The sequence below is a fragment of the Halolamina sp. C58 genome (assembly GCF_051195095.1).
Classification (GTDB): Archaea; Halobacteriota; Halobacteria; order Halobacteriales; family Haloferacaceae; genus Halolamina.
Window position 1 is genome coordinate 849,870 of sequence record NZ_JBNTJY010000001.1, and the last position, 22,077, is coordinate 871,946.

Genomic DNA, 22,077 nt, shown 5'->3' on the forward strand with positions numbered 1-22,077 from the left:
CTCCCTCATGCTCGCAGTGCTGCTCGTGGTTGCTGGCCTACCGATGCCCGCGGTAACGGCGGCTGACGACGGACGCCCGCTCGCGGACGCGGGGCTCGACCAATCGGCGACGGTCGGGAGTACGGTCTACCTCGACGGCGGCGGGAGCGTCGACCCCGACGGCGAGATCGTCGACTACGACTGGTCGATTCGAACGCCCAGCGGCGAGAGGATGACGCCCGCGGACTCGGACGCGGTGACCACGCGATTCGTCCCGGACGAGATCGGACGGTACGAAGTCCGACTGACGGTCACCGGCGACGACGGGCAGACACACGCGGACACGATGTACGTCGACGTCGAGGAGGCGCCGGAACAGCAGCCGACGGAGACGCCGACCGAAACGGCGATCGAAACGCCGGCTGAGACGCCGGCCGAAACGTTGACTGAAACGCCGGCCGAAACGTTGACTGAAACGCCGGCCGAAACGTTGACTGAAACGCCGGCCGAAACGCCGGCTGAGACGTCGGCCGAAACGTTGACTGAAACGCCGAGGTCGACGGAACCTCCGGAACCGACGCCGACCGATGCGGCCACATCGACCCCCTCTCCGCCCGATCCCCCGACGACCGATCCGAATCAGCCGCCGTCGGGCGAGATCGAAGGCCCCTCACACGTGACCTCGGGTTCGGCAGTCAGCTACAGTATCGACGCGACGGATTCCGACGGCGAGATCGTGGACCGGTGGTGGCTCCCCACGTCGCTCGCTTCTTCGCCCCCGAGCCAAGCTGAGCTCCGGAGCGGGACGCGAGCCATGACCGTCGACGGCACGCCGGGGACGACCGCGACGGTGACCGCGATCGTCGTCGACGACGACGGAGCGACGTCGACGCTGCAGAAGACCGTCGAGATCCGGAACACGCCGCCGACTGCCCGGATCGAGGGCGACGATGTCGCTGTCGTGGACTCGACGAAGGAGTATCGAGTCGTGGCGAGCGACCCCGACGGGCAGATCGTCTCGGTGAGCCTGACCGACGACGCCGGCGCCGTCGAACCGGCCGGAACGTTGTCGGGAGGGACCGGCGAGTGGGCACGCTCGTTCCGTTTCACGGGGATTCCCGAGCGCGACGGGACGGTGACGATCGAGGCGACGGTTCGCGACGAACACGGTGGGGTGACGAAGGTCAAGAAGGAGGTGACGGTGGTTGAAAGTGAGAAATCTAATATGGCTAGTCCACTAGCGCAATCCTCTCCCGATATACTCAGTCTCGATCTGTCCGTCAGGGACGGTCCTAACGGAATAAGCGGGAGGCAGATCATATTGACGGGGGTGGCAAACGACACTGACTCAAACCGGTTACACTTCCAGTGGAAAGTCGACGACAGACTCCTGTTTAGTACTCATGAAGGAGGGAGTCCCGCACGAGCGAGCGTCTCTCACGGCCTTGAGAACATGGAATTCGACGACGGGACGGTCGAAGTACAACTCATGGTTACCGATCAAAACGGCCACCAACAGTCGGTCAAGGAAACTTTCGACGTACACCGGGGAACACCAAGTGAGAACTCCTCCGGACTAGACATCTCAATTCAACTAACGGACATAGACGGAACAACCGTTCAGGGACGGTATAGGATAGACTCTATGCACGCCGGAAAGCAGGTCGTGATCGGTTTTGGGGACAAGAACGTCACGACACACACGCTCGAGGAGACGAACTATCACTACTTCCGGCACCGGTATGCGTCCGGCGGTGACTACCATCTCTCAATAAACCCCGCATGGTCACCGGACAAGGCGTCGATCCCGGTGAGGTTATCGGAGAGGGAGTACACCGTGTGGGAGTACGAACGGAACACGACCGAAATATACAGAACCGAAGCAGTCGAGAGCCCCGGAGAAAATTGGACGAAGGAGGGAGTCGCGCGGATCAACCGTGAACAGATCGACACTAAAACGATGCGGACGCCAGCCGACGATGGGCGCGGAACTTTCAGTCCCGGCCCGGAGTGGCAGCGTGTCGGAACGACGACCGAGTTCGACATCGAACGACGAACAACGAGGAGTACGAATCACCCCGGCGGCGAGTGGGAAATCGCGAAGCGAAACGTCGACCAGCAGCGGGTGTTCGCCGGTTGGGAGTACACGATAATGCCACAGCGGGACGCTTTCGGTGACGATTGGGAGTACGTTGAAGCTGTCCCCCGGACCGTCGAACGGACCGAAACGGAGCGGTCCGCGGACCGGCCCGCCGGAAGTGGTTGGGAGCGAGGGGACCAAGTCGGTCGAACTCTGACCGGCTACCACACACAGTGGGTCTACTCCCACTACCGTGCACCCGAGCACTGGGAGTACCGGCGGTCCGACAGATACGTCAGTGGATACGACGAGACGGAGTACTGTGTCGAGCGCTCGTATCGGTTCGATCCGCCGGTCTGTATCGAGTCGGAAACCGAGCGTGATCCGGTGTACGACTACCAGTACGAGTACCGCGTTCCCGAGTACGACGCGGTCTATGAGTGGGAACGAACTGTCGAGGAAACCGAGTACTCCCATCGCTACCGTCGCGAGACGTACGAGAAGGAGGCAGTCCACGAGTACGAGAAGCAAGTTCGGGTCGGAACTGAGTACATCCGGTGGGAGCGTCCCGTGTTCGAGAGAACCGAAGTCTACCGATGGCAAAAAATCACGTACACCTGGGAGAAGGACCGTGCGTTCAGCGAACCGGCGGGAGATGTCCGCAACGTGACCAAGATCGTGAGGGAGTGTGGCGCAAATCCGAACGCGAACGAACCGACAGTCTGTAACGGTGAGACCTAAATGAGGGTTCTGCTCATCACAGTTTGCGTGGTAGTAGCCCTCGCCGGTTGCGGAGGGGCTGGGACTGTCCCTGACGCCATCCACGGGACCGAGGACACGACAGCCGATACGGAGTCTACACCCCGACAGCCGACGACACCGTCATCGGCACGGTACGACGTCGACGTGGAACAGATCGAGGATCTCATCCACGAGAAAATGAACGAACGGCGAATTCAGAACGGTGTCGAGCCACTCGAACGGAACAAAACGTTGGACGCTGTCGCTCGGTACAAGTCGTGGGACATGGCACAGCAGGATTACTTCGCCCATAATAGTCCGAACAGGTCAACACACGCGAAGTTGCGTGGGAAGTATAACGTTAACTGCCAATATAGTGGACAGAACCTAGTTAAAGACCTAGGACCTATAAACAGTAGCAATAAACAATTGTTTTTATTAGATGTTGAAAGGGTTTCAAAGAGAGCAATTGAATTATTATTCAATTCTACTGCCCACCGCCAAAACGCCCTCTCTTCGAACTACGACAGCCAAGGAATCGGCGTCTTCGTCGACGAGAACGGCACCGTCTTCGTGACGCAGGAGCTCTGCGGTTAGTCGTTCCGCGGGCTGCTCGGGTGGTACGGCGTGTCGTACTCGCCCGGGTTGTCGTCGAGCCGATCCGGGTTGATCCGCCCTCCGAGGAGCATGAAGTCGAGCACCGTCAGGTAGAGCATCGCTTCGACCACCGGAACCGCCCGCGGGGGGAGCACCGGATCGTGGCGGCCGACGACCTGGATCTCCTTCTCCTCGCCGGTCTCCCAGTCCGCAGTGCGCTGGGTCTTCGGAATCGAGGTCGGCGCGTGGAGCGTGAGTTCGCCGTAGATCGGCTGGCCGGTCGTGATCCCGCCCTGAAGCCCGCCGTGGTCGTTGCCGACCGGCGTCGGATCCGGATCTTCCTCGCTCTCGGGGAACTCCCAGTCCTCGTTGCGCTCCTTCCCGGTGACCTCGCGCGCGTCGCGGCCGAGCCCGTACTCGAAGCCCGTCGACGCCGGGACGGCGAGCAGCGCTTGCCCGAGTCGGGCGGGGAAGCTGTCGAACCGCGGGGCACCGAGACCTCGGGGGACGCCACGAGCCTCGAACGCGACGCTACCGCCGATGGAGTCGCCCGCCTCCTGATACTCGTCGATCAGCTCCCGCATCTCCTCGGCGGTCTCCGGGTCCGCACAGCGGACCTCGTTCTCCTCGCTGTGTTCGAGCAGCTGCTCGAAGCTCACGTCGGGGGCCTCGATATCGCCGATCTGGTTGACGTGGGCCTTGATCTGCACGTCGTGCTCGCTCTGTTCGAGCACCTGCTTGGCGATGGCGCCCGCGGCGACCCAGTTCACCGTCTCGCGTGCGCTGGAGCGACCGCCGCCACCCCAGTTCCGTGTGCCGAACTTCGCGGAGTAGGTGAAGTCGCCGTGGCTCGGTCGGGGTGCGGTGACGAACGGCTCGTACTTACCCGAGCGGGCGTCCTTGTTCTGGATCGTCATCCCGATCGGCGTGCCGGTGGTGTAGCCGTCCTGCAGCCCCGACTGGATCGACACCTCGTCGGGTTCGCCGCGGCTGGTCGTGATCATCGACTGGCCGGGCTTGCGTCGGTCGAGATCGCGCTGGATATCCTCCTCGTCGAGTTCGACGCCGGCGGGGACGCCGCTGACTGTGCAGCCCATCCCCGGGCCGTGACTCTCGCCGTAGGTGGTCACCTGAAACAGGCGGCCGAAGCGATTGCCGTTCATGGGTGGTGGTAGTGAGCCGTGCATTTAGTCGTTGCAGAAGCGGCCGCCCGGGTGTCGACGCCGCCGAAGTCGATCGAGTAGCGGTCGATCAGTCCTGCAGATCGCTCGCGCGCGCCGCGGCGAACGGCACCAGCATCTCCTCGGGAGTCATCCCGCCGTGGACGCCGATCTTGTCGTCCGGCTCGTACCACATCACGTGATCGCGGTGGACCGCCAGCAGATCCGGGGCGCGGCGGTCGAAGGTCGCGCTGGGCTCGGCGTGGTTGCTCCCGAACAGACCACGATCGCGGTACTCGGCCTCCGTGAAGGTCAACACGTCTCCGTCGGCTTCGGTTTCGACGTGGCGTCGGAGCTCCTCGACCCGCCCGTCGCGGACGTGGAACTGGACGTTCCGCGGACCACCCATCGGTTGAATCGGCTCGCCCGCGTCGTTTCGGGCGAGACAGTTCTGCACCTCGGACGCAGCGAGGTCGACCGCGACCCCCTCGTCGACGTTGGTGTGGCCGTGGTCGGCGGTGAGTAGGACCGCCGTCTCCGCGGCGGTTTCGCGGTCGAGGGTGTCGAGGAACCCCGTGCGGAACGCCTCGGTCACCATCCGCACCTGGGCGTCGTACCGGTCGGTCTCGGTCCCCGTCACGTGCGAGATACTGTCGACGTTCGGAACGTACGCCGTGACGTGGGTCGGGCCGCCCTCGGCGACGGCGTCGCGAACCGTGACCGCCATGTCGGCGACGTTCCAGTAGCCGTGCGTCTCCGCGCCCGCGGTCGTCAGTTCCGAGGAGACGGAGCCGGCGATGTGCTCGGGCTGGGTGACGTGGGTGTCGATCCCCGCCGCCTCGGCGTCGCCGTAGATGGGTTCGCCCTCGAACAGTTCACGCGGGTCCGCGAGCGGGAACTCGTCCCGAACGGGGGTGCCGTCCTCCAGCAGGAACGGGAGCGTCTGGACCGACTCGCCGGCGGAGTCGAGGTACTGGTGCCAGCCGAGCAGGCCGTGTTCGGCCGGGAGCAGTCCCGTGTGGAGCGTCGTGATCGCCGCGGCCGTCTCGGAGGGGTAGGTGGAAGTTAACGGCGTGACGGTCCCGGCCGTCTCGAAGCCGGCGAGCAGCGGCAGGTCGTCGCGGAGCCGGGTCCACTGGTCCAGCCCGAAGCCGTCAACGACGAGCAGGACGACGTTCTCGACGTCGTCGAGGAGATCGCCGAACGCTCCGTCGGGGAGGTTTCGAGCGAACTCCGACGACAGCAGCGAGAGGGTGCTCTCGGTGGCGTCGGCGAAACAGCGGTCGCGGTACGCGGGGAAGACGTACCCGTTCTCCTCGTACTCCTCGCGGAGGTCGGGTGCGAAATCGCTCACAGGGGGTGTCTCACAGCGACCGATAAAGCGGTACCGACACCGAGCGAGCGGCGCCGTCGGAGAGAGCGCGTCAGGCGTCCGTGACTGTCGCCCCAAGATCGTCGAGTACGAGCCAGAAGTCGGGGAACGACACGTCGACGTGTTCGGCGCCCGCGACCGTCGTCGTCCCCTCGGCGACGAGGCCGGCGACCGCCAGCGCCATTGCGATCCGGTGGTCGCCGCGGCCGTCGACCTCCGCACCGACGAGCGCTGACTCGCCGCCGTGGACGGTGAGCGTGTCCCGCTCCTCGGTCACCTCCGCACCGAGTTTCTCCAACTCCTCGGCCATCGCGCTCACGCGGTCGGTCTCCTTCAGGCGGACGTGCTCGCAGTTCACGATCCGCGTCTCGCCGTCGGCGACGGCGCCGACCGCAGCGATCGTTGGCAAGAGGTCCGGCGTGTCACCCACGTCAACCTCGATGCCGGAGAGATCGCCGCCCGCTGCGTGGAGCTCGCCGTCGTCGCGGTTCCAGTCGATCTGGGCACCCATCCGGTCGAGAACGTCGACGATCGCGGTGTCGCCCTGTGCGCTCGGCTGTGCGCCCTCGATCACGACGCCGTCGCTCCCCTCCGCCGCGGCGACCGCCCCGGCCGCGGCGAGGTAAGAGATCGACGAGAAGTCGCCCGGGACCGCGTAACTCCCGCCATGGGGCGTGTACTGCTGGCCGCCCTCGACTCGGAACCCCGAGTCGGTGTGTTCGGCGTCGACGCCGAACGCGTCGAGCACTTCGAGCGTGATCTCGACGTACGGTGCCGACTTGAGTTCGGTCTCGAGGTCGATCTCGATCCCTTCGTCGGTGACCGCGCCGGCCATCAGCAGCGCGGTGATGAACTGTGAGGACACGTCACCGGGCATCGAGACCGTTCCCCCCGAAAGGGAGTCGCCGACGACGAGCGGCGCCTGCCCGTTCCGCCGGGTGCTCTCGGCGCGTGCGCCGAGCGCCTCGACCGCGTCGAGCAGCGGGCCGTGGGGACGGGAGCGAAGCGAATCGTCGCCCGTGAGCACTGTCAGCCCGTCGGCGAGCGCCGCCGCCGCCGTCACCAGTCGGGTCGTCGTCCCGGAGTTCTCGCAGTTTATCACGTCGTCCGGGACCCCGGGTCGACCGTCGAACCCATCGATCGTGAGCGTCCCTGCGTCCAGTCGGGACCGATCGACGGTGCCGCCGAACGCGGAGACTGCACGCATCGTCGCCCGCGTGTCCGCACTGACCAGCGGATCTTCGACGGTCGCCTCGTCGGCGTACCCCGCCGCGAGGATCGCGCGGTGGGTGTAGCTCTTCGACGGCGGCGCTCGACAACGGCCGGAAACTCGGGACTGCGAGACGTGTTTCTTCATACTCTTCCCTGTGACTGCCGAGGAAATGAGTCCACCGGAGCCGACTTTTGAAGTGCGATAGCGGGACCAATCCCCGCGTGCGCTGAGAGTCGCCGCGGGACGGTTCGCGGGTGTGCGGCCAGCCGTCTCGCGAGGAGGTCGGCCGCCTGTTCGCCCTCCCCCCGACAGCGACCGCGTTTCCCGGCCTTCACTCCCCGACGGCGTCGGCGCCCGCCGATTCGGCCATCGCCCCAGCCAGCACCCGCGCCGCACTCGCACAGTCCGCCCAGTCCGTCCACTCCCGCGGATTGTGGCTGATCCCGTCCTCCGACGGCGCGAACAGCAGCGCCGCCTCCGTCACGTCGGCCACGTGCATCGTGTCGTGTGCGGCGCCGGAGTGGAGGTCCATCGTCCGGATGCCGGCCACCTCGCCCGCTCGATGCGCGGCTGCGCGGAGCGACTCGCTCATCGGCGTCGGTTCGAGGTCGAACGGTCGCGAGAACGAGGTCTCGACGCCCCGGTCGGCTTCGACGATCGCGAGACTTGATCGCGTGGCCTCGACGATCGTCTGCATCGACTGGTACTCGACGTCCCGGATGTCGACGCCCATCTCCACCTTTCCGGGCACGACGTTGGTCGCGTTGGGCGACACCGAGAGCGAGCCGACAGTACCGACTGCGGTGTCGCTCTCGGACTCGACTACGTCGTTGGCGGCGGCTTCCACGTCCAGCACCACCTCCGACGCCGCCGCGAGCGCGTCGGTCCGTTCGCCCATCGGCGTCGCGCCGGCGTGGTTCGCTTCGCCGACGATCTCGGCCTCGCAGTGGGTGATGCCCGTGATCGTCGTGACGACACCGACGGGGACGTTCTCGCGCTCCAGTTGGGTGTCCTGCTCGATGTGCAGTTCGTACCACGCCGCCCAGTCGCTGGCGTCGAGTCGTCCCTCGCCACGGAAGCCGATCCGTTCGAGGGACTCTTCGAGGGAGACCCCGTCGTCGTCCTCGATCGCGAGCGCCTCCTCGACGCTTCGCTCGCCGACGGCGACGGACGAGCCGAGCAGGCCGTCCGCGAAGCGCTGCCCCTCCTCCTCGGTGAAGGAGACGACCGCCAGCGGCCGCGACGGCTCGACACCCGCGTCCTGCAACGTCCGGACCGCCTCCAGTGCCGCGTACACTCCCAAGGGCCCGTCGAAGATACCACCCTCGGGGACGGAGTCGACGTGGCTTCCCGCAGCCACGGGTGCAGCGTCGGGATCTGCCGAGTCGGGCGTCCACGTGCCGGCGATGTTGCCGACGGCGTCGACGGTCACGTCGAGTCCGGCGCCTTCCATTCGGTCGACCAGCAGCTCGCGAGCGGCGCGGTTCGCGTCGGTCCCGGTGAGGACCGTCCGGCCGCGTCCTTCGTCGACCTCGATCTCTCCGTTCTCCGCATTGCGTTCGATGTCCCTCCGCAGACGGTCGGCGTCGATCTCCATGTCCGGCCCTGGCGGGGCAGGCGCCTTACCAGTACCTCTCGCGGCGGACGAGCCCACCGGAGGCGTGGTGCTTAACCCCGGCGACCGCCTCGATCGAAGCGAATGGAGAACGCCGGCGCCGACGCGTTCACCCACCTCGGTCCGGCGGTTCGGGAGGCCCTCTCCGAACGGGGGTTCTCGACGCCGACGGAGCCACAGCGGCGAGCGATTCCGCCGCTGGCGGCGGGGGAGAACGCACTCGTGATCGCGCCCACAGGGACTGGCAAGACCGAGACCGCGATGCTCCCGGTGCTGGATCAGATCGCTGCCGCCGAGGAGCGCCACGGAATCTCGGCGCTGTACATCACCCCGCTCCGCGCGCTGAACCGCGATATGCTCGACCGGCTTGAGTGGTGGGGCGAGACGCTGGATCTCGAGGTCGACGTGCGCCACGGCGACACCACCGACTACCAGCGCAGCAAGCAGGCCGACGACCCGCCGGACGTGCTGATCACTACGCCCGAGACGGTGCAGGCGATGCTGACCGGAGAGAAGCTCCGGAGAGCGCTCTCGGACGTGGAACACTTGATCGTCGACGAGGTGCACGAACTCGCGGCCTCGAAGCGCGGCGCGCAGTTGACGATCGCGATGGAGCGGGTCCAAGAGCTCTCGGGGCCGTTCCAGCGGATCGGCCTCTCCGCGACCGTCGGCGATCCCGACGAGGTCGCGAAGTTCCTCACCGGCACCGTCCGAGGGGAGTATCGGACCCAACGGGACTACCAGATCGTCGAGGTCGACGCGGGATCGAAAACCGACATCGATGTGGTTCGCCCGGAGATCACGGAGTCCGACCGGAAGCTGGCGGGCGAACTCGCGACGGAGCCGGAGATCGCCAGCCACGTCCGGTTCATTCGCGACGTGGTCGCCGAGAACGAGTCGACGCTCGTGTTCGTCAACACGCGCCAGACCGCGGAGGCGCTCGGATCGCGGTTCAAGAGCCTCGACGCGCCGATCGGAATCCACCACGGCTCGCTATCGAAGGACGCACGGATCGAAGTCGAAGAGGCGTTCAAAGCCGGCGAGATCGACGGGCTCGTCTGTACGTCGTCGATGGAACTGGGGATCGACGTGGGGCGCGTGGACCACGTCGTGCAGTACGGCTCCCCCCGCGAAGTCGCCCGACTCCTCCAGCGCGTGGGGCGCGCGGGACACCGGCGCGATCAGGTGTCGAACGGGACGGTCGTCGTTTCCGACCCCGACGACGCCAGCGAGGCGATGGCGATCGCCCGCCGCGCCGTCGCCGGCGAAGTGGAGCCCGCAGGGATTCACGAGGGCAGCCTCGACGTGCTCGCGAACCAGATCGTCGGCCTGCTGATGGACGAGGGCGAGATCGACGCCCGCGAGGCGTACGAGCGGATCACCCGCGCCTACCCGTTCCGTGACCTCCCCGAGGAGACGTTCCGCGAGGTGGTCCGCGAGCTCTCCTCGAACCGGCTGCTCTGGCTCGAAGAGGACCACGACCGCATCGAGAGCTCCGGCGGCACGTGGCAGTACTACTACGCGAACCTCTCGATGATCCCGGACGAGGAGAAGTACGAAGTGTACGACGTCTCCTCCCGTCGCGGGATCGGGAGCTTGGACGAGCGGTTCGTCGTCAACTTCGCCGAACCCGGATCGGTGTTCGTCCAACGGGGCGAGATGTGGCGGGTCGACCGCGTCGACGACGAGGAGGAGCGCGTCGAAGTCTCGCCCGTGCAGGACCCCGGCGGCGAAGTCCCGACGTGGGTCGGCTCGGAGGTTCCCGTCCCTGCGGCCGTCGCGAACGAGGTCGGTGAGCACCGCGAGGTCGCCGCCCAGCAGTTCCAGAACGGCGCGAGGCTCTCCGCGGTCGCGTCGGAGTTCACCAACCGCTATCCAGTCGACGCCGGGACGGCCGAAGTCGCGCTGGAACCCGTCGAACGGCAGGTCGACGCCGGCGCGCCGGTTCCCACCGCGGAGCGGTTGGTGCTCGAGTCGCAGGGCCGGACGGTCGTGCTCAACAGCCCCTACGGCCACCAGGTGAACGAGACGCTCGGGAAGCTCTGCTCGGCGCTGGTCGGGCAGCGGACGGGCTCGTCGGTCGGGATGGAGGTCGACCCCTACCGGGTCGAGTTCGAGGTGCCCAGCGGCGTCGGCATCGCGGCGTTCGACGAGGTGTTACGCGAGACGGACCCGAGCCACGTCGAGGCGATCATCGAACTCGCGCTCAAGAACTCCGACGCGTTGAAGTTCACGCTCAGCCACGTCGCCGCGAAGTTCGGCGCGCTCAAGCGCTACCAGGGCCAGGGCCGCTTCGGCGCGGACCGGCTGCTCGCCGCGCTGGAGGACACGCCCGTCTACGAGGAGGCGCTCCGACAGGTGTTCCACGAGGATCTGGCGCTCGAGGAGACGAAAGACCTGCTCGACGCGATCCAGTCCGAGGAGGGCGGCGTGGAACTGACGACCGCCCGCGAGCGCACGCCCATCGGCGCGGGCGGGCGCTCGACCGGCGGTGAGTTCCTCGTCCCGGACGACGCCGACGCGAGCGTGATCCAGACCGTCCGCGATCGACTGGAGGGCGACCGCGTGCTGCTGTTCTGTGTCCACTGCAAGGACTGGAACCGCCGGCAGGAGGTCGGGAAGATACGCGAGCCGATCGAGTGCCCGAAGTGTGGCTCGACTCGGATCGCCGCGCTGAATCCGTGGGCCGACGAAGTGGTGAAGGCAGTTCGGGCGGAGGAGAAAGACGACGAGCAAGACCGCATGACGCGGAAAGCGTTCAAGTCCGCCAATCTGGTGCAGGAGCACGGGATGAAGGCGGTTCGGGCGCTGGCCGCTCGCGGGGTCGGCCCGCAGACGGCGGCGCGGATCATCGCGAAGTTCCGCGAGGACGAGGCGGACTTCTACCGCGACATCCTCGAACAGGAACGACAGTATGCGCGGACGAAGAGCTTCTGGTGAGTCCGTACGGGTTCCCGAGACCCCCGGAGACGAACAGTCCCGGAACACTCGAACCTCAGTCAGTCTGTACCCGGAGCCGGACTGAGACACGTGTTCCGCCAAGGTCACTGTCGCCCACGGTTATCGAACCCTCGGAGCTTCGCACGATCCAGCGGGTCAACCACAGCCCCAAGCCGCTACTGTGGGTGAGTTGTGTCTCGGTTTCCGACGTGAGCACCTCGCGTTCGGTCGGCGGGAGCCCCGGCCCGTTGTCCTCGACGTGCACGGTGACGTGACTCCCGGACGGCGTGACCTCGGACGAGATCGCCACCTCGGGAGTGTCCGAATCGTTGTGTTCGATTGCGTTGTCGAGGACGTTGTCGAACGCGTACGGCAGCAGTTCGTGACCGATCACGGGGAGCGACTCGGGCAGACCGACCGAGACGTCGACGTCCCGTGACTCGGCACGGAGTCGTTCGAGCCGCTCTCGTAGCATCCCGCCCAACTCGATCGTGGCTCGTTCCGATCTATCCGTCCCCTGGAGCTGCTCGATGTTCCGTGCGGTCCGGCTCAGTTCGACGATGTTCGAGAGCCGGTCGTGCATTACCTCGACGTGTTCGTCGTCCTCGGCGCGCTCCTCGGCCAGTAGCTCGAGGTGTCCCCGAACCACGTTCACGTCGTTCCGGATGTTGTGTCGCAGTACCCGGTTGAGGACCGCGAGCCGCTGCTCCCGTTGTTTCTGTTCGGTGATGTCGCTGATGACGAAGACGCCGCCGCTGAACGACTCGGCCTGCGTTCGGATCGGGGCGGCCCAGATCCGGACGTCGAGCACGGCACCGTTCTTGTGGGTGTGTCGTGTCTCGACGCCGTGGAGTTTCTCGCCGGCCCGGAGACGGTCGAGAAACTCCTCGACGGCCTCCGGCTGTTCGCTAAGAACACGCGGGTAGGGTTGGCTTTGTACCTCCGTGTCACTCCAGCCGAAGATGCGCTCGGCACCGTCGTTCCAGACCTGAATCCCGCCACCTTCGTCGACGACGAGAATCCCGACCGGCGCGGTCTCGACGACCGCGGCGAAGCGATCGAGGAGGCGCTCGACCGACGTCGTGAGGATGTCGACCTCTGCTCGTGTGTCGATCTGCTCGTGCAGAACGGTGATGAACTCAGAGAAGAGTTCCTCGGTCAGGTCTTTCCGGTCGTCCGTCGCCCGTGATTCGTACGTGCTCAGGAGTGCCTGTTGGGCTTCCGTGTGGCCCTCTTCGGAGAGAATCCGGAAGAGCGTACCCACAAACTGATCAGCGTGATCGACCAATTTAGGGCACCCTAAATTTCTGAACGGTATAAGCGCTCTCCTCCGCCGGCGGAGACCTCCCTGCCGCTCCCGGAGGAACCGAGAGCCGGACTGCCACGGCAGTCGTCGTTCACCTCGCTCCGGCAACGCTTTGGGCCACCCGTACCGACCCGCGGCCATGAGCGACTCCCTCCGCCTGACGGTCCGCGCCGCCGAGAAGCGCGACGCGGGCCGGGGCATCGCGCGGCTCCCCGAAGCCGCCAGACAGCAGTTGGGCCTGCTCTCGGGCGACACCGTCCTGATCGAGGGCGAGCGCGAGACCGTCGCGAAGCTCTGGCCCGCCCGCGGCGACGTGCCCGACGGGGTGATCCGGATCGACGCCGACAGCCGCGCCAACGCCGGCGTGAAAGTCGGCGACACCGTCAGCGTCGCCGCCACCGATCTGCCCGAAGCGAGGTCGGTCACCCTCCGCGCGCCGGCGGCGCTGGGCGAGGTCGACGTGGATCGGGAGTCGATCGAGCGCCTCGTGAGTGAGGACGTTCGCAACCGCCCGGTCGCGCCGGGCGATCGACTCCACCTCGAACGACTCTCCGAGATCGCGTTCACCGTCGACGAGGCCGATCCCGACGGGCGCGTCCGCGTCACCGACGACACCGAGGTCGAACTGCGGATCGAAGGCGCGTCCGGCGGGACGAGCCCCGTCGAAGGGGTCGGAGAGTCCGAGAGTGGGACAGACGGGAGCAGTCAGACGACGCCAACCCAGCCCGGCAGCGATAGCGACGAGATGTCCGGCAGCGCCGTCGACGTGACCGGGAGCGGCGGCACCAGCACGGGCGTCAGCTACGAGGATATCGGCGGGCTCGACGAGGAGCTCGATCTCGTCCGGGAGACGGTCGAACTCCCGCTGTCGAACCCCGAGCTGTTCGCCCGGCTGGGGATCGATCCGCCGAAGGGGGTGCTGCTGCACGGCCCGCCCGGGACGGGAAAGACGCTGATCGCGAAAGCCGTCGCGAACGAGGTCGACGCGACGTTCATCAGCATCTCCGGCCCGGAGATCATGAGCAAGTACAAGGGGGAGAGCGAGGAGCGCGTCCGGGAGGTGTTCGAGGCCGCACAGGCCGACGCGCCGGCGATCATCTTCTTCGACGAGATCGACTCGGTCGCCCCCAAACGCGAGGACGGCGGCGACGTGGAGAGCCGGGTGGTGGGCCAGCTACTCAGCCTGATGGACGGGCTGAACGCCCGCGGCGAGGTGGTCGTGATCGGCGCGACCAACCGCGTCGACGAGATCGACCCCGCGCTGCGCCGTGGCGGCCGCTTCGACCGCGAGATCGAGATCGGCGTCCCCGGGGAGACGGGCCGCCGCGAGGTGCTGGAGGTCCACACGCGGAACATGCCGCTGGCCGACGACGTCCGGATCGACCGGCTCGCGGAGCGAACCCACGGGTTCACCGGCGCGGACCTCGCGTCGGTCGCGAAGGAGGCGGCGATGTCTGCGCTCCGGCGCGCGCGCCGGGAGGGGACCGAAACCGCCGACAGCGAGCCCGAAACAGCCGTCGCGGCCGCCGACCTCACCGTCACACGGTCGGACTTCGAGTCGGCGCTGGCGGCGGTCGAACCCAGCGCGATGCGAGAGTACGTCGCGGAGTCGCCGGAGGTCGGATTCGACGATGTGGGCGGGCTGGACGAGGCCAAGGAGACGTTGGAGCGCGCCGTCGCGTGGCCGCTCTCCTACGGCCCGCTGTTCGACGCCGTGGAGGCGTCGCCGCCGACGGGGGTGCTGCTCCACGGCCCGCCCGGCACGGGGAAGACGCTGCTCGCGAGAGCGATCGCCGGCGAGAGCGGCGTGAACTTCCTCGAAGTCGCCGGCCCGGAGCTGCTCGACCGCTACGTCGGCGAGAGCGAGAAGGCGGTCCGCGAGCTGTTCGAGCGCGCCAGACAGGCCGCCCCCGCGGTCGTGTTCTTCGACGAGATCGACGCCATCGCGACCGCCCGCGGCGGCGGGAACGACTCCGAGGTCGGGGAACGGGTGGTCTCCCAGCTCCTCACGGAGCTCGACCGCGCCGCGGAGAACCCGAACCTCGTCGTGCTGGCGGCGACCAACCGGAAGGACGCGCTCGACCCGGCGCTCCTCCGGCCGGGACGGTTCGAGTCCCACGTCCACGTGCCCGCGCCGGGCGAGGACGCGCGGCGGGCGATCCTCGACGTGCACGTCGAGAGAAAACCCCTCGGCGACGACGTGGATCTCGACGCCGTCGCGGCGTCGATGGCGGGGTACACGGGCGCGGACGTGAACGCAGTCGTGCGCGAGGCGACGCTGCTCGCCGTCGAGGACGTGACGAGCCGCTACGCGGGCGAGGAGGCCAACGACCACGCCGACGAGATCCTGCTCACGGGGAGTCACTTCGAACGGGCGCTCGACGCGGTGGAGCCCTCCATCTGACGGCTCCGCCGCCTTCGGTCCCCTTATACCGGTTCGGTCGAACGGTCGGATAATGGCGTTCGGCCTCAGTAGGCGCGCGACGGTCGCGGCGGCCGCGGTCGCGCTGACGGTGATCGGCATGACCGCCGGGACGATACTGCTCCTGGCGACCGGCCGGACGAACGTCGGCTGGTTCATGTTCCTGCTCTCGTTCGGCGGGTGGATGTTCGCCGCCGTGGCGGGGATGCTGCTCGTCTGGGACTCCGGCTACCTGGACAGGTGAGCGCCGTTCCGATAGGCCAAAGTACGCGCCGGCCGCAGTCGCCCGCATGGACGACCACGATCACGACGACGGCGACGAAGGACGCGTGACTGCACCGATGCAGGAGTTCACGACCGGCGAGGCCGGGATCGGCGCCGCGGTGCTCGTCGTCGGCCTCGTGCTGACGTTCGGGCTGGCGCTGGGGCTGGTCGGGTTCTGAACCGGGCTTCTCGCTTCCGCCGTATCGACGGCGACATCTTTCTCGACGGCCTCGTCACGCAGCCCGGGAGTCGATCCGAGTGAGCGGCCGCCGGACGCGGTAGCCCGGAGCGATCCTGACCGGCGTCGATGGGTTTTACTTTCGTGTCGAACTGTTTACTGGTACGCGGACGAACACGAGCCGTCGGCGTGAGACGGCCTCGAAGGGGAGTGACATGGGCGACTTCGAGGAGCACTACACGGAAGGGCGACAGCGCTTTTCGGCCGCCAGCCTGTGGCTCGTCGTCCCCGTCTACGTCGGGACGAACGACCCGACGCTCGTCGTCGTGACGCTGGTGGTCGGGAGCCTGCTCACCCGTGCCGGCGCGGTGGTCCCGGATATCGACAGCCACGACTCGATCCCGCGCCGGAAGCTCGGCCGACTGCTCACGGTCTGGGTGCTGGTGGTTTTCTTCCTCACGTCGGTCGATCTGGTCGTCCCGGGACCGCTGCTCGCGGGCGTGCTGTCCGCGCTCCCGATGGGGCTCACGCCGTCGGCGCTGTTCGTCCTCCTGCTGCTCTGGACCGGGCTGGCGTCGCGCCACCGGAGCATGACCCACTCGATCGTCTGGGGCGCGGCGCTGTCGGTCGCGTTCGGAGTGATGGGCTTCTTCTCGATCTACCGCGGCAGCCTCGCCGCGGCGGCGACCGTCGGCGCCGCGCTCGCGGCGTACTGCTTCGTCGGGTTCTACAGCCACCTCGACATCGACGACGAGGAGGATCAGGTCGTGCCGTCGCCCGACGACCGGGAGTTCGACGGCTACGAGCAGTACGTCCGGCGCTGGACCGAGCAGTACCGATGGCTGACCGTCCCGGCGCTGGTCGCTGGGCTCGTCGTCACGGAGTCGGGACTGCTCCTGCTGGCCGGGCTGGCGCTCGTCTACGCCGGCCTGATCGCCGGGCTCACGCTCCCGAGCATCGACCGAAAGCGGTCGGAGCCGCGGCGGGTGTTCGACCTCGTCGGCATCGGCGTCGTGACCGGCCTGTTGCTCCAACAGTTGGTCGCGGTCCGGGCGCGGCTCCTCGTCGAGGGGGCCGGACGGACGCTGGCGCTCCCGTCGGGGACGGTCCCGGCGTTCTACCTGTTCCTGCTGATACTGTGGCTGGGTCGCGAGGGGAATCTCCTGCAGCGGCTGGGGCTGGGCCGAGTGACCCACACGCTCCACTGGCCGGCCGCGGTCTGTGCGTCGTTCGTCCTCCTGATCGTCACCGGGACGGCGGGGCTGCCCCGCGACACGACCGTCTTCCTCGCGGTGGTCGGCGCGGGCTCGATGCTCTACGGCTTCTACCACCACCTCAGGGTGGACGACGTCATCGCGACCGCCGAGCAGCGCGTCGACTGATCGGCCGGTGCGGACATCAGGACGACCCCCGTCACCCACCGGAGTTAACCGCCCTCAGCCGCTCGTTCCGACGATGACCGACAGCCCCGTTCCAGCCGAGTACCGTGCGATCGCGGCGCTCCCGCTCACGGTCGAGGGGATCGACTACGACCAGTTCGAGCAGGACACCTCCTCCGGGTTCACCCGCGTCACGACCGTGTTCGAGCTCCGCGGCGACGGCGCGAGCGGTCGCGGCGAAGACGTGACGTACGACACAGAGGACCACGAGCGCCTCGCGAGCGCGCTCGACGCCGGGGAGTTCCCGCTCCCCACGGGCTCGTTCACGTTCGCGGAGTTCTCGTCGGCGCTCGACACGGTCGACCTGTTCCCCGGAGCCGGGCCGGAGCGCGAGGACTCGATCGACTATCGACGCTGGGCGGTCGAGTCCGCGGCGCTGGACCTCGCGCTCCGGCAGAACGACACGAACCTCCCCGGCCTGCTGGACCGCGAGCACCAGCCGGTCCGGTTTGTCGCGAGCACGCGGCTGGGCGAGCCGCCGAGCGCCGACCGCGTCGACGAGGTCCGCTCGCGCAACCCACAGATCGGGTTCAAGCTCGACCCCACCCCCGACTGGAGCGACGATCTGATCGACGATCTGCGAGCCCGCGACGCCGTCCGCGTCGTCGACCTCAAGGGCCACTACGAGGGGACCGACGTGGACGCCGACGCCGATCCCGAGTTCTACCGCCGGATCGTCGAGGGGTTCCCCGACGCGGTCGTCGAGGACCCCCTCGTGACCGAGGAGACGGGCCCGGTGTTCGAGGGCGAGGAGGGGCGTGTGTCGTGGGACAGCCCGATTCACGGGATGGACGACGTGCGCGCGCTCCCGTGGGAGCCGTCGTGGCTCAACGTCAAGCCTTCGCGGTTCGGCAGCGTCGAGTCGCTGCTCCGGACCGTGCGCTGGGCGCTCGATAACGGCGTGACGCTGTACGGCGGCGGGCAGTTCGAACTCTCCGTCGGTCGCGGGCAGGCACAGGAGATCGCGTCGCTGTTCTACCCCGACGGGCCGAACGACCTCGCGCCCAGCGTGTACAACGAGGCGTCGCTCCCGCCGGAACTCCCGCGAAGCCCGATCGCCGTCCCCGTCCGCGGGGACCACGACGGGTTCGGGTTCTGAGGAGCTACGACGCCGAGGCGTTCCCGACCGTGACGCGTGGCCCGTCCGCCGTTGTCACGGTCGCCGACCGAACGAACGACTCGTTCCCGAGGTAGACGACGACGTTTCTCTCGCTCACGCGCTCCAGTCGGTACGCCGTGTTCCCGTCGGCCTGCGTCCAGACGCCCCCGGTCCGCGTCGCTTTCTCGTCGAGATAGCGTGTGAACGCGGTCGCGAACTCGGTGGCGTTCGCGGCGTCGTCCCAGCGCAACACCCACGCGGTCGCCGTCGCTTCGCCGCGCTCGTACGTCAGCCGGCGGTCGTTCCCCCAGCCGTGTGCGGCGTCGACGGCCGCGGAGCGGTTCAGTTCCGTCCGGAGCGCGACGCGGAGGAACAGTTCGCCCTGCGTCGCGCCGCCACGGTGCTCCCACTCGCCGACCGCGCCGGCGGTGACGTTCAACGGCGTGATCGGGTCGTCGGTGCCGTGAAGCACCTGTTCGGTCGAGTTCGGCGGATCCGTGTGAACAGCGGCCAGCTCGTCGCCCGCGTCGAGTCGTTCTTCGACGTACACGTGGCCGTAGCGATACGGCGCGAGCACGAGCCGGTTCCACGCCGTCGCGTTCCGGTATCGCCCCGCGTACGACAGCGGCTCCGACGACGGCATGAACGCGCGCCGATACTCCGATTCGACGTGGGTCGCCGCCCCTTCGACGACGAGGTCGCGGGTCTTGCGTACGTCGTACGTCCACTGACGCCCCTCCGAGAGCGCGGACACGAGCGTGTCGCGCCAGTCTGTGCTGAACTGAACGACGTGGAGGAACTCGTGGGCGAGTGTCGTCTCCGCGAGGCGCTCGTCGGCCAGCGCCGGCTCGAAGAGGTAGACGGTCGAGGGGCCCGTGGCGGCGCCGGCCGCTTCGACCCGCTCGTCGGGCGGCGTGATCCCCAGCGACGCGTAGAACCGCGGAGCGTCGGGCGTCGGGCGATCGGCGCTGTCGGCGGTGTACACCGTCGGCGGCCGCACGTCCTGCCCGGTGAGGTTCAGCACACGCTCGAACACCGGATCCGGGTCGACCGGTAGTCGGTCGGCGGCGATGGAGACACCGTCACCGTCCGGCGTCACGCCCGTCGACGGCGTCGGTGACGCCGGGTCAGAAGTCGGCGTCCGTGTCGGCTCCGGCGTAGCCGTCGGCGACGGGCCGGCGGGCGCGGCGCCACAGCCGGCGAACACGAGCAGGAGGGCACACGCGATGGGTGCGAGGCGCATACTGTCAAATCGAACGTATTATCCAAAAAGATACTGTCTCGACTGTCGATTTAAATATTCGAAAACGGTACCGAACTCATACCGTCTATATCTACGGATCCGTCACGCACGTCCGCAGACCACGTCGCTCGCGACTCGCTTGTAACGGAGATTCGCGAGAACCAGTCGGAAAGGGTGGGTCCCGAAATCGATCGCCGCGACGCTCAGTCGAGTTCGGCCGCCAGCACGTCGCGAAGCTGCCGGATCTCGTCGCTCGGGTACTCGATCGACCCGTCGGCGGTCGAGAGCGAGAGCGACCCGTCCCCGGTCGCGGTCCCGAGGTCGGTCACCGTCGCGTCGTCGGCGACCGCCTCGCGGAGCGCGTCGGCGTCGGTCGTCTCAACCACGACTCGGCCCGGGGTCTCGCTGAACAGCGCCGCCGCGTCGTCGAACTCGGCTGCGACGCCCGCGTCGTCGGTGACCATCTCCGCGAGCGTCACCGCGAGCCCGCCGTCGCTGGCGTCGTGGGTCGCGAGCGTGGAGTCGAGGTCGGCCACGCGAGCGAGCGCGTCCACGAGCGCCCCCGGATCCGCGGGGAGCGCGGGGAAGCGATCCGAGCCGCCGAACTGCGAGAGGAGGAGCGAGCCGCCCAGCGCGTGGGGGTCGTCGCTGCCGATCCCGGAGCCCGCGGCGTACTCGGTTGGTTCGACGAGCACCAGTTCACCCTCGCCGGAGACGGTGGTCGGTGGTGCGTCGTACCCCGACTTCGTTCCCAGGAGAGCGAGCGTCGGCGTCGGCGCGATGGGGCCGCTCTCGGAGTCGTTGTACAGCGAGACGTTGCCGCCGACGACCGGCACCGAGAGCGCCGCGCAGGCGTCGGCCAGCCCCTCGACCGCGCTGGCGAAGCCGTCGTACGTCTCGGGATCCTCGGGGTTGCCGCCGTTGAGGCAGTCGACGGCCGCGAGCGGCGTCGCGCCCTTGGCGGCGAGGTTGGTGGCGTTCTCGACCGCGACCGCGCGGGCGCCGGCCGCGGGGTCGGAGTCGGTCCAGTGGGGGTTCGCGCCCGAGGAGAGCGCGATCGCGTGTTCCTCGTCCTCGTCGCCGGCGTCGTGGAGCGCGAGCAGGGCGGCGTCGTCGCCGGGCTCGACGGCGGTTCGCAGGCCGACCTCGTGGTCGTACTGCCGGTACACCCACTCCTTGCTCGCGGCGGTGGGGTCCGCGACGACCGCCTCGAACGCCTCCCGGAGGTCGAATGCGGGCAGGTCGCGTTCGGGCGCTTCCGGCGGTTCACGGGCGAGATCGTTCAACGGCGCGCCCTCCGCGAGGTAGTCGGCGTCGGCGTCGACCACCGTCTCCCCGTCAAACTGACAGACGTAGTTCCCCTCGGTGATCTCGCCGATGTCCGAGCAGCCGAGGTCGAAGCGCTCGGCGATCTCCCTCACGCGCTCGACGTTCTCCGGGGTCACCTCGTAACACATCCGCTCTTGGGACTCCGCGAGCAGGATCTCCGTCGCGTTCATCCCGGGCTCGCGGGTGTGGACCGCGTTCAGGTCGATATCGGCGCCGAAGCCGCCCTTCGCGACGAGCTCTGAGGAGGCGCCGCCGAGCCCCGCCGCGCCGAGGTCCCGCGCGGACTCGATCAGCCCCTCGTCGACCAGCGCCTCGTTGCACTCGATCAGCAGCTTCTCCGAGTAGGGGTCGCCGACCTGCACGGCGGGTCTGTCTTCGGTCTCGGCGTCCTCGTCGAGATCCTCGCTCGCGAAGGAGGCGCCGCCGAGGCCGTCACGGCCCGTCGCGTTGCCGAGCAGAACGAGTCGGTTGCCCGCTTCCTGCGCCTCGGCTGTCACGAGGCGGTCTGGTGTGGTCTTCCCGACGCAGGCGACGTTCACGAGGGGGTTCCCGACGTGGCCCTCCTCGAACGCGACGCTGCCCGCGACCGTCGGGACGCCGATCGCGTTGCCGTAGTCCGCGATCCCCTCGACGACGCCGTCGAGCAGGTAGCGGGAGTGCTCGCGGTCGAACGGGCCGAAGTACAGCGAGTCCGCGAGCGCGATGGGGTAGGCGCCCATCGAGAGCGTGTCGCGGACGATGCCGCCGATCCCGGTCGCGGCGCCGTCGTACGGGTCAACGTAGCTGGGGTGGTTGTGGCTCTCGATCCCGAACGTGAGCAGCGTGTCGGTGCCGGGGACCCGGACGACCGCGGCGTCGTCGCCGGGGCCGATCTCGACGTGCTCGCCCTCGCTCTCGAACGCCGAGAGCAGCATGCGCGAGGAGCGGTACGCGCAGTGTTCGCTCCAGAGGTTCTCGAACAGGTGCTCCTCGGCCCGGGTGGGCTCGCGACCGAGTTCGTCGACGACGAGGTCGTGGTCCGCATCCGCGAGAGGCATTCACCCGTGTGGTCAGCGTCGGGGTGCAAAGGGGTTTCGTTGTGCGCGTTCGTGGATAGACGG

General features: G+C 67.9%; 15 protein-coding genes. 8 read left to right on the forward strand and 7 right to left on the reverse strand.

Annotated features, from left to right (window positions below; genetic code table 11):
* Positions 1-7 precede the first annotated feature (7 nt).
* Together ACQUSM_RS04460 and ACQUSM_RS04465 are read left to right on the forward strand one after the other, a co-directional pair.
* Positions 8-2,800 (forward strand): PKD domain-containing protein, encoded by a 2,793-nt coding sequence (locus tag ACQUSM_RS04460; RefSeq protein WP_435116146.1) that lies wholly within the window; start codon positions 8-10, stop codon positions 2,798-2,800.
* On the forward strand, positions 2,801-3,397 hold the full coding sequence (locus ACQUSM_RS04465; protein WP_435116148.1) for a CAP domain-containing protein: 597 nt from the start codon (positions 2,801-2,803) through the stop codon (positions 3,395-3,397).
* On the opposite strand, the gene aroC is transcribed toward ACQUSM_RS04465, so the two are convergent.
* The 4 genes from aroC to ACQUSM_RS04485 form a co-directional block, all read right to left on the reverse strand.
* The gene (gene aroC / locus ACQUSM_RS04470; protein ID WP_435116150.1) at positions 3,394-4,560 is read right to left on the reverse strand and encodes a chorismate synthase; all 1,167 of its coding nucleotides are present in this window, start codon (positions 4,558-4,560) and stop codon (positions 3,394-3,396) included. The genes ACQUSM_RS04465 and aroC overlap by 4 nt on opposite strands.
* Before the next feature lie 88 nt (positions 4,561-4,648).
* Positions 4,649-5,911, reverse strand: a complete 1,263-nt coding sequence (locus tag ACQUSM_RS04475) for an alkaline phosphatase family protein (protein WP_435116152.1) — start codon at positions 5,909-5,911, stop codon at positions 4,649-4,651.
* 70 nt (positions 5,912-5,981) lie between these two features.
* On the reverse strand, positions 5,982-7,286 hold the full coding sequence (gene aroA / locus ACQUSM_RS04480; RefSeq protein WP_435116154.1) for a 3-phosphoshikimate 1-carboxyvinyltransferase: 1,305 nt from the start codon (positions 7,284-7,286) through the stop codon (positions 5,982-5,984).
* 187 nt (positions 7,287-7,473) lie between these two features.
* A complete protein-coding gene (locus tag ACQUSM_RS04485) occupies positions 7,474-8,739 on the reverse strand; it encodes a Zn-dependent hydrolase (protein WP_435116156.1) in 1,266 nt (421 codons plus the stop codon).
* Between the two features lie 102 nt (positions 8,740-8,841).
* On the opposite strand from ACQUSM_RS04485, the gene ACQUSM_RS04490 reads away from it, so the two are divergent.
* Positions 8,842-11,697: a DEAD/DEAH box helicase gene (locus tag ACQUSM_RS04490; RefSeq protein WP_435116158.1), complete on the forward strand. Its 2,856-nt coding sequence runs from the start codon at positions 8,842-8,844 to the stop codon at positions 11,695-11,697.
* 55 nt (positions 11,698-11,752) lie between these two features.
* Here the strand turns inward: ACQUSM_RS04490 and ACQUSM_RS04495 are convergent, their stop codons facing one another.
* Positions 11,753-12,961, reverse strand: a complete 1,209-nt coding sequence (locus tag ACQUSM_RS04495) for a PAS domain S-box protein (protein ID WP_435116160.1) — start codon at positions 12,959-12,961, stop codon at positions 11,753-11,755.
* A gap of 181 nt (positions 12,962-13,142) precedes the next feature.
* Here ACQUSM_RS04495 and ACQUSM_RS04500 point away from each other — a divergent pair, with 181 nt between their 5' ends.
* From ACQUSM_RS04500 to ACQUSM_RS04520, 5 genes are all read left to right on the forward strand, one after another.
* Positions 13,143-15,407, forward strand: coding sequence for an AAA family ATPase (locus tag ACQUSM_RS04500; protein ID WP_435116162.1), 2,265 nt, complete (start codon positions 13,143-13,145; stop codon positions 15,405-15,407).
* A gap of 52 nt (positions 15,408-15,459) precedes the next feature.
* The gene (locus tag ACQUSM_RS04505; protein ID WP_435116164.1) at positions 15,460-15,669 is read left to right on the forward strand and encodes a hypothetical protein; all 210 of its coding nucleotides are present in this window, start codon (positions 15,460-15,462) and stop codon (positions 15,667-15,669) included.
* Between the two features lie 46 nt (positions 15,670-15,715).
* Positions 15,716-15,868: a DUF7550 family protein gene (locus tag ACQUSM_RS04510; protein ID WP_435116166.1), complete on the forward strand. Its 153-nt coding sequence runs from the start codon at positions 15,716-15,718 to the stop codon at positions 15,866-15,868.
* 214 nt (positions 15,869-16,082) lie between these two features.
* Positions 16,083-17,249: a hypothetical protein gene (locus ACQUSM_RS04515; RefSeq protein ID WP_435116168.1), complete on the forward strand. Its 1,167-nt coding sequence runs from the start codon at positions 16,083-16,085 to the stop codon at positions 17,247-17,249.
* Positions 17,250-17,322: 73 nt separating this feature from the next.
* The gene (locus tag ACQUSM_RS04520) at positions 17,323-18,405 is read left to right on the forward strand and encodes a hypothetical protein (RefSeq protein WP_435116170.1); all 1,083 of its coding nucleotides are present in this window, start codon (positions 17,323-17,325) and stop codon (positions 18,403-18,405) included.
* Between the two features lie 4 nt (positions 18,406-18,409).
* Here ACQUSM_RS04520 and ACQUSM_RS04525 read toward each other — a convergent pair whose 3' ends face one another.
* Both ACQUSM_RS04525 and purL read right to left on the reverse strand, forming a co-directional pair.
* Complete coding sequence (locus tag ACQUSM_RS04525; RefSeq protein ID WP_435116172.1) at positions 18,410-19,648, reverse strand: hypothetical protein; 1,239 nt, start codon at positions 19,646-19,648, stop codon at positions 18,410-18,412.
* A gap of 203 nt (positions 19,649-19,851) precedes the next feature.
* Positions 19,852-22,014, reverse strand: coding sequence for a phosphoribosylformylglycinamidine synthase subunit PurL (gene purL, locus ACQUSM_RS04530; RefSeq protein WP_435116174.1), 2,163 nt, complete (start codon positions 22,012-22,014; stop codon positions 19,852-19,854).
* Positions 22,015-22,077: the final 63 nt, after the last annotated feature.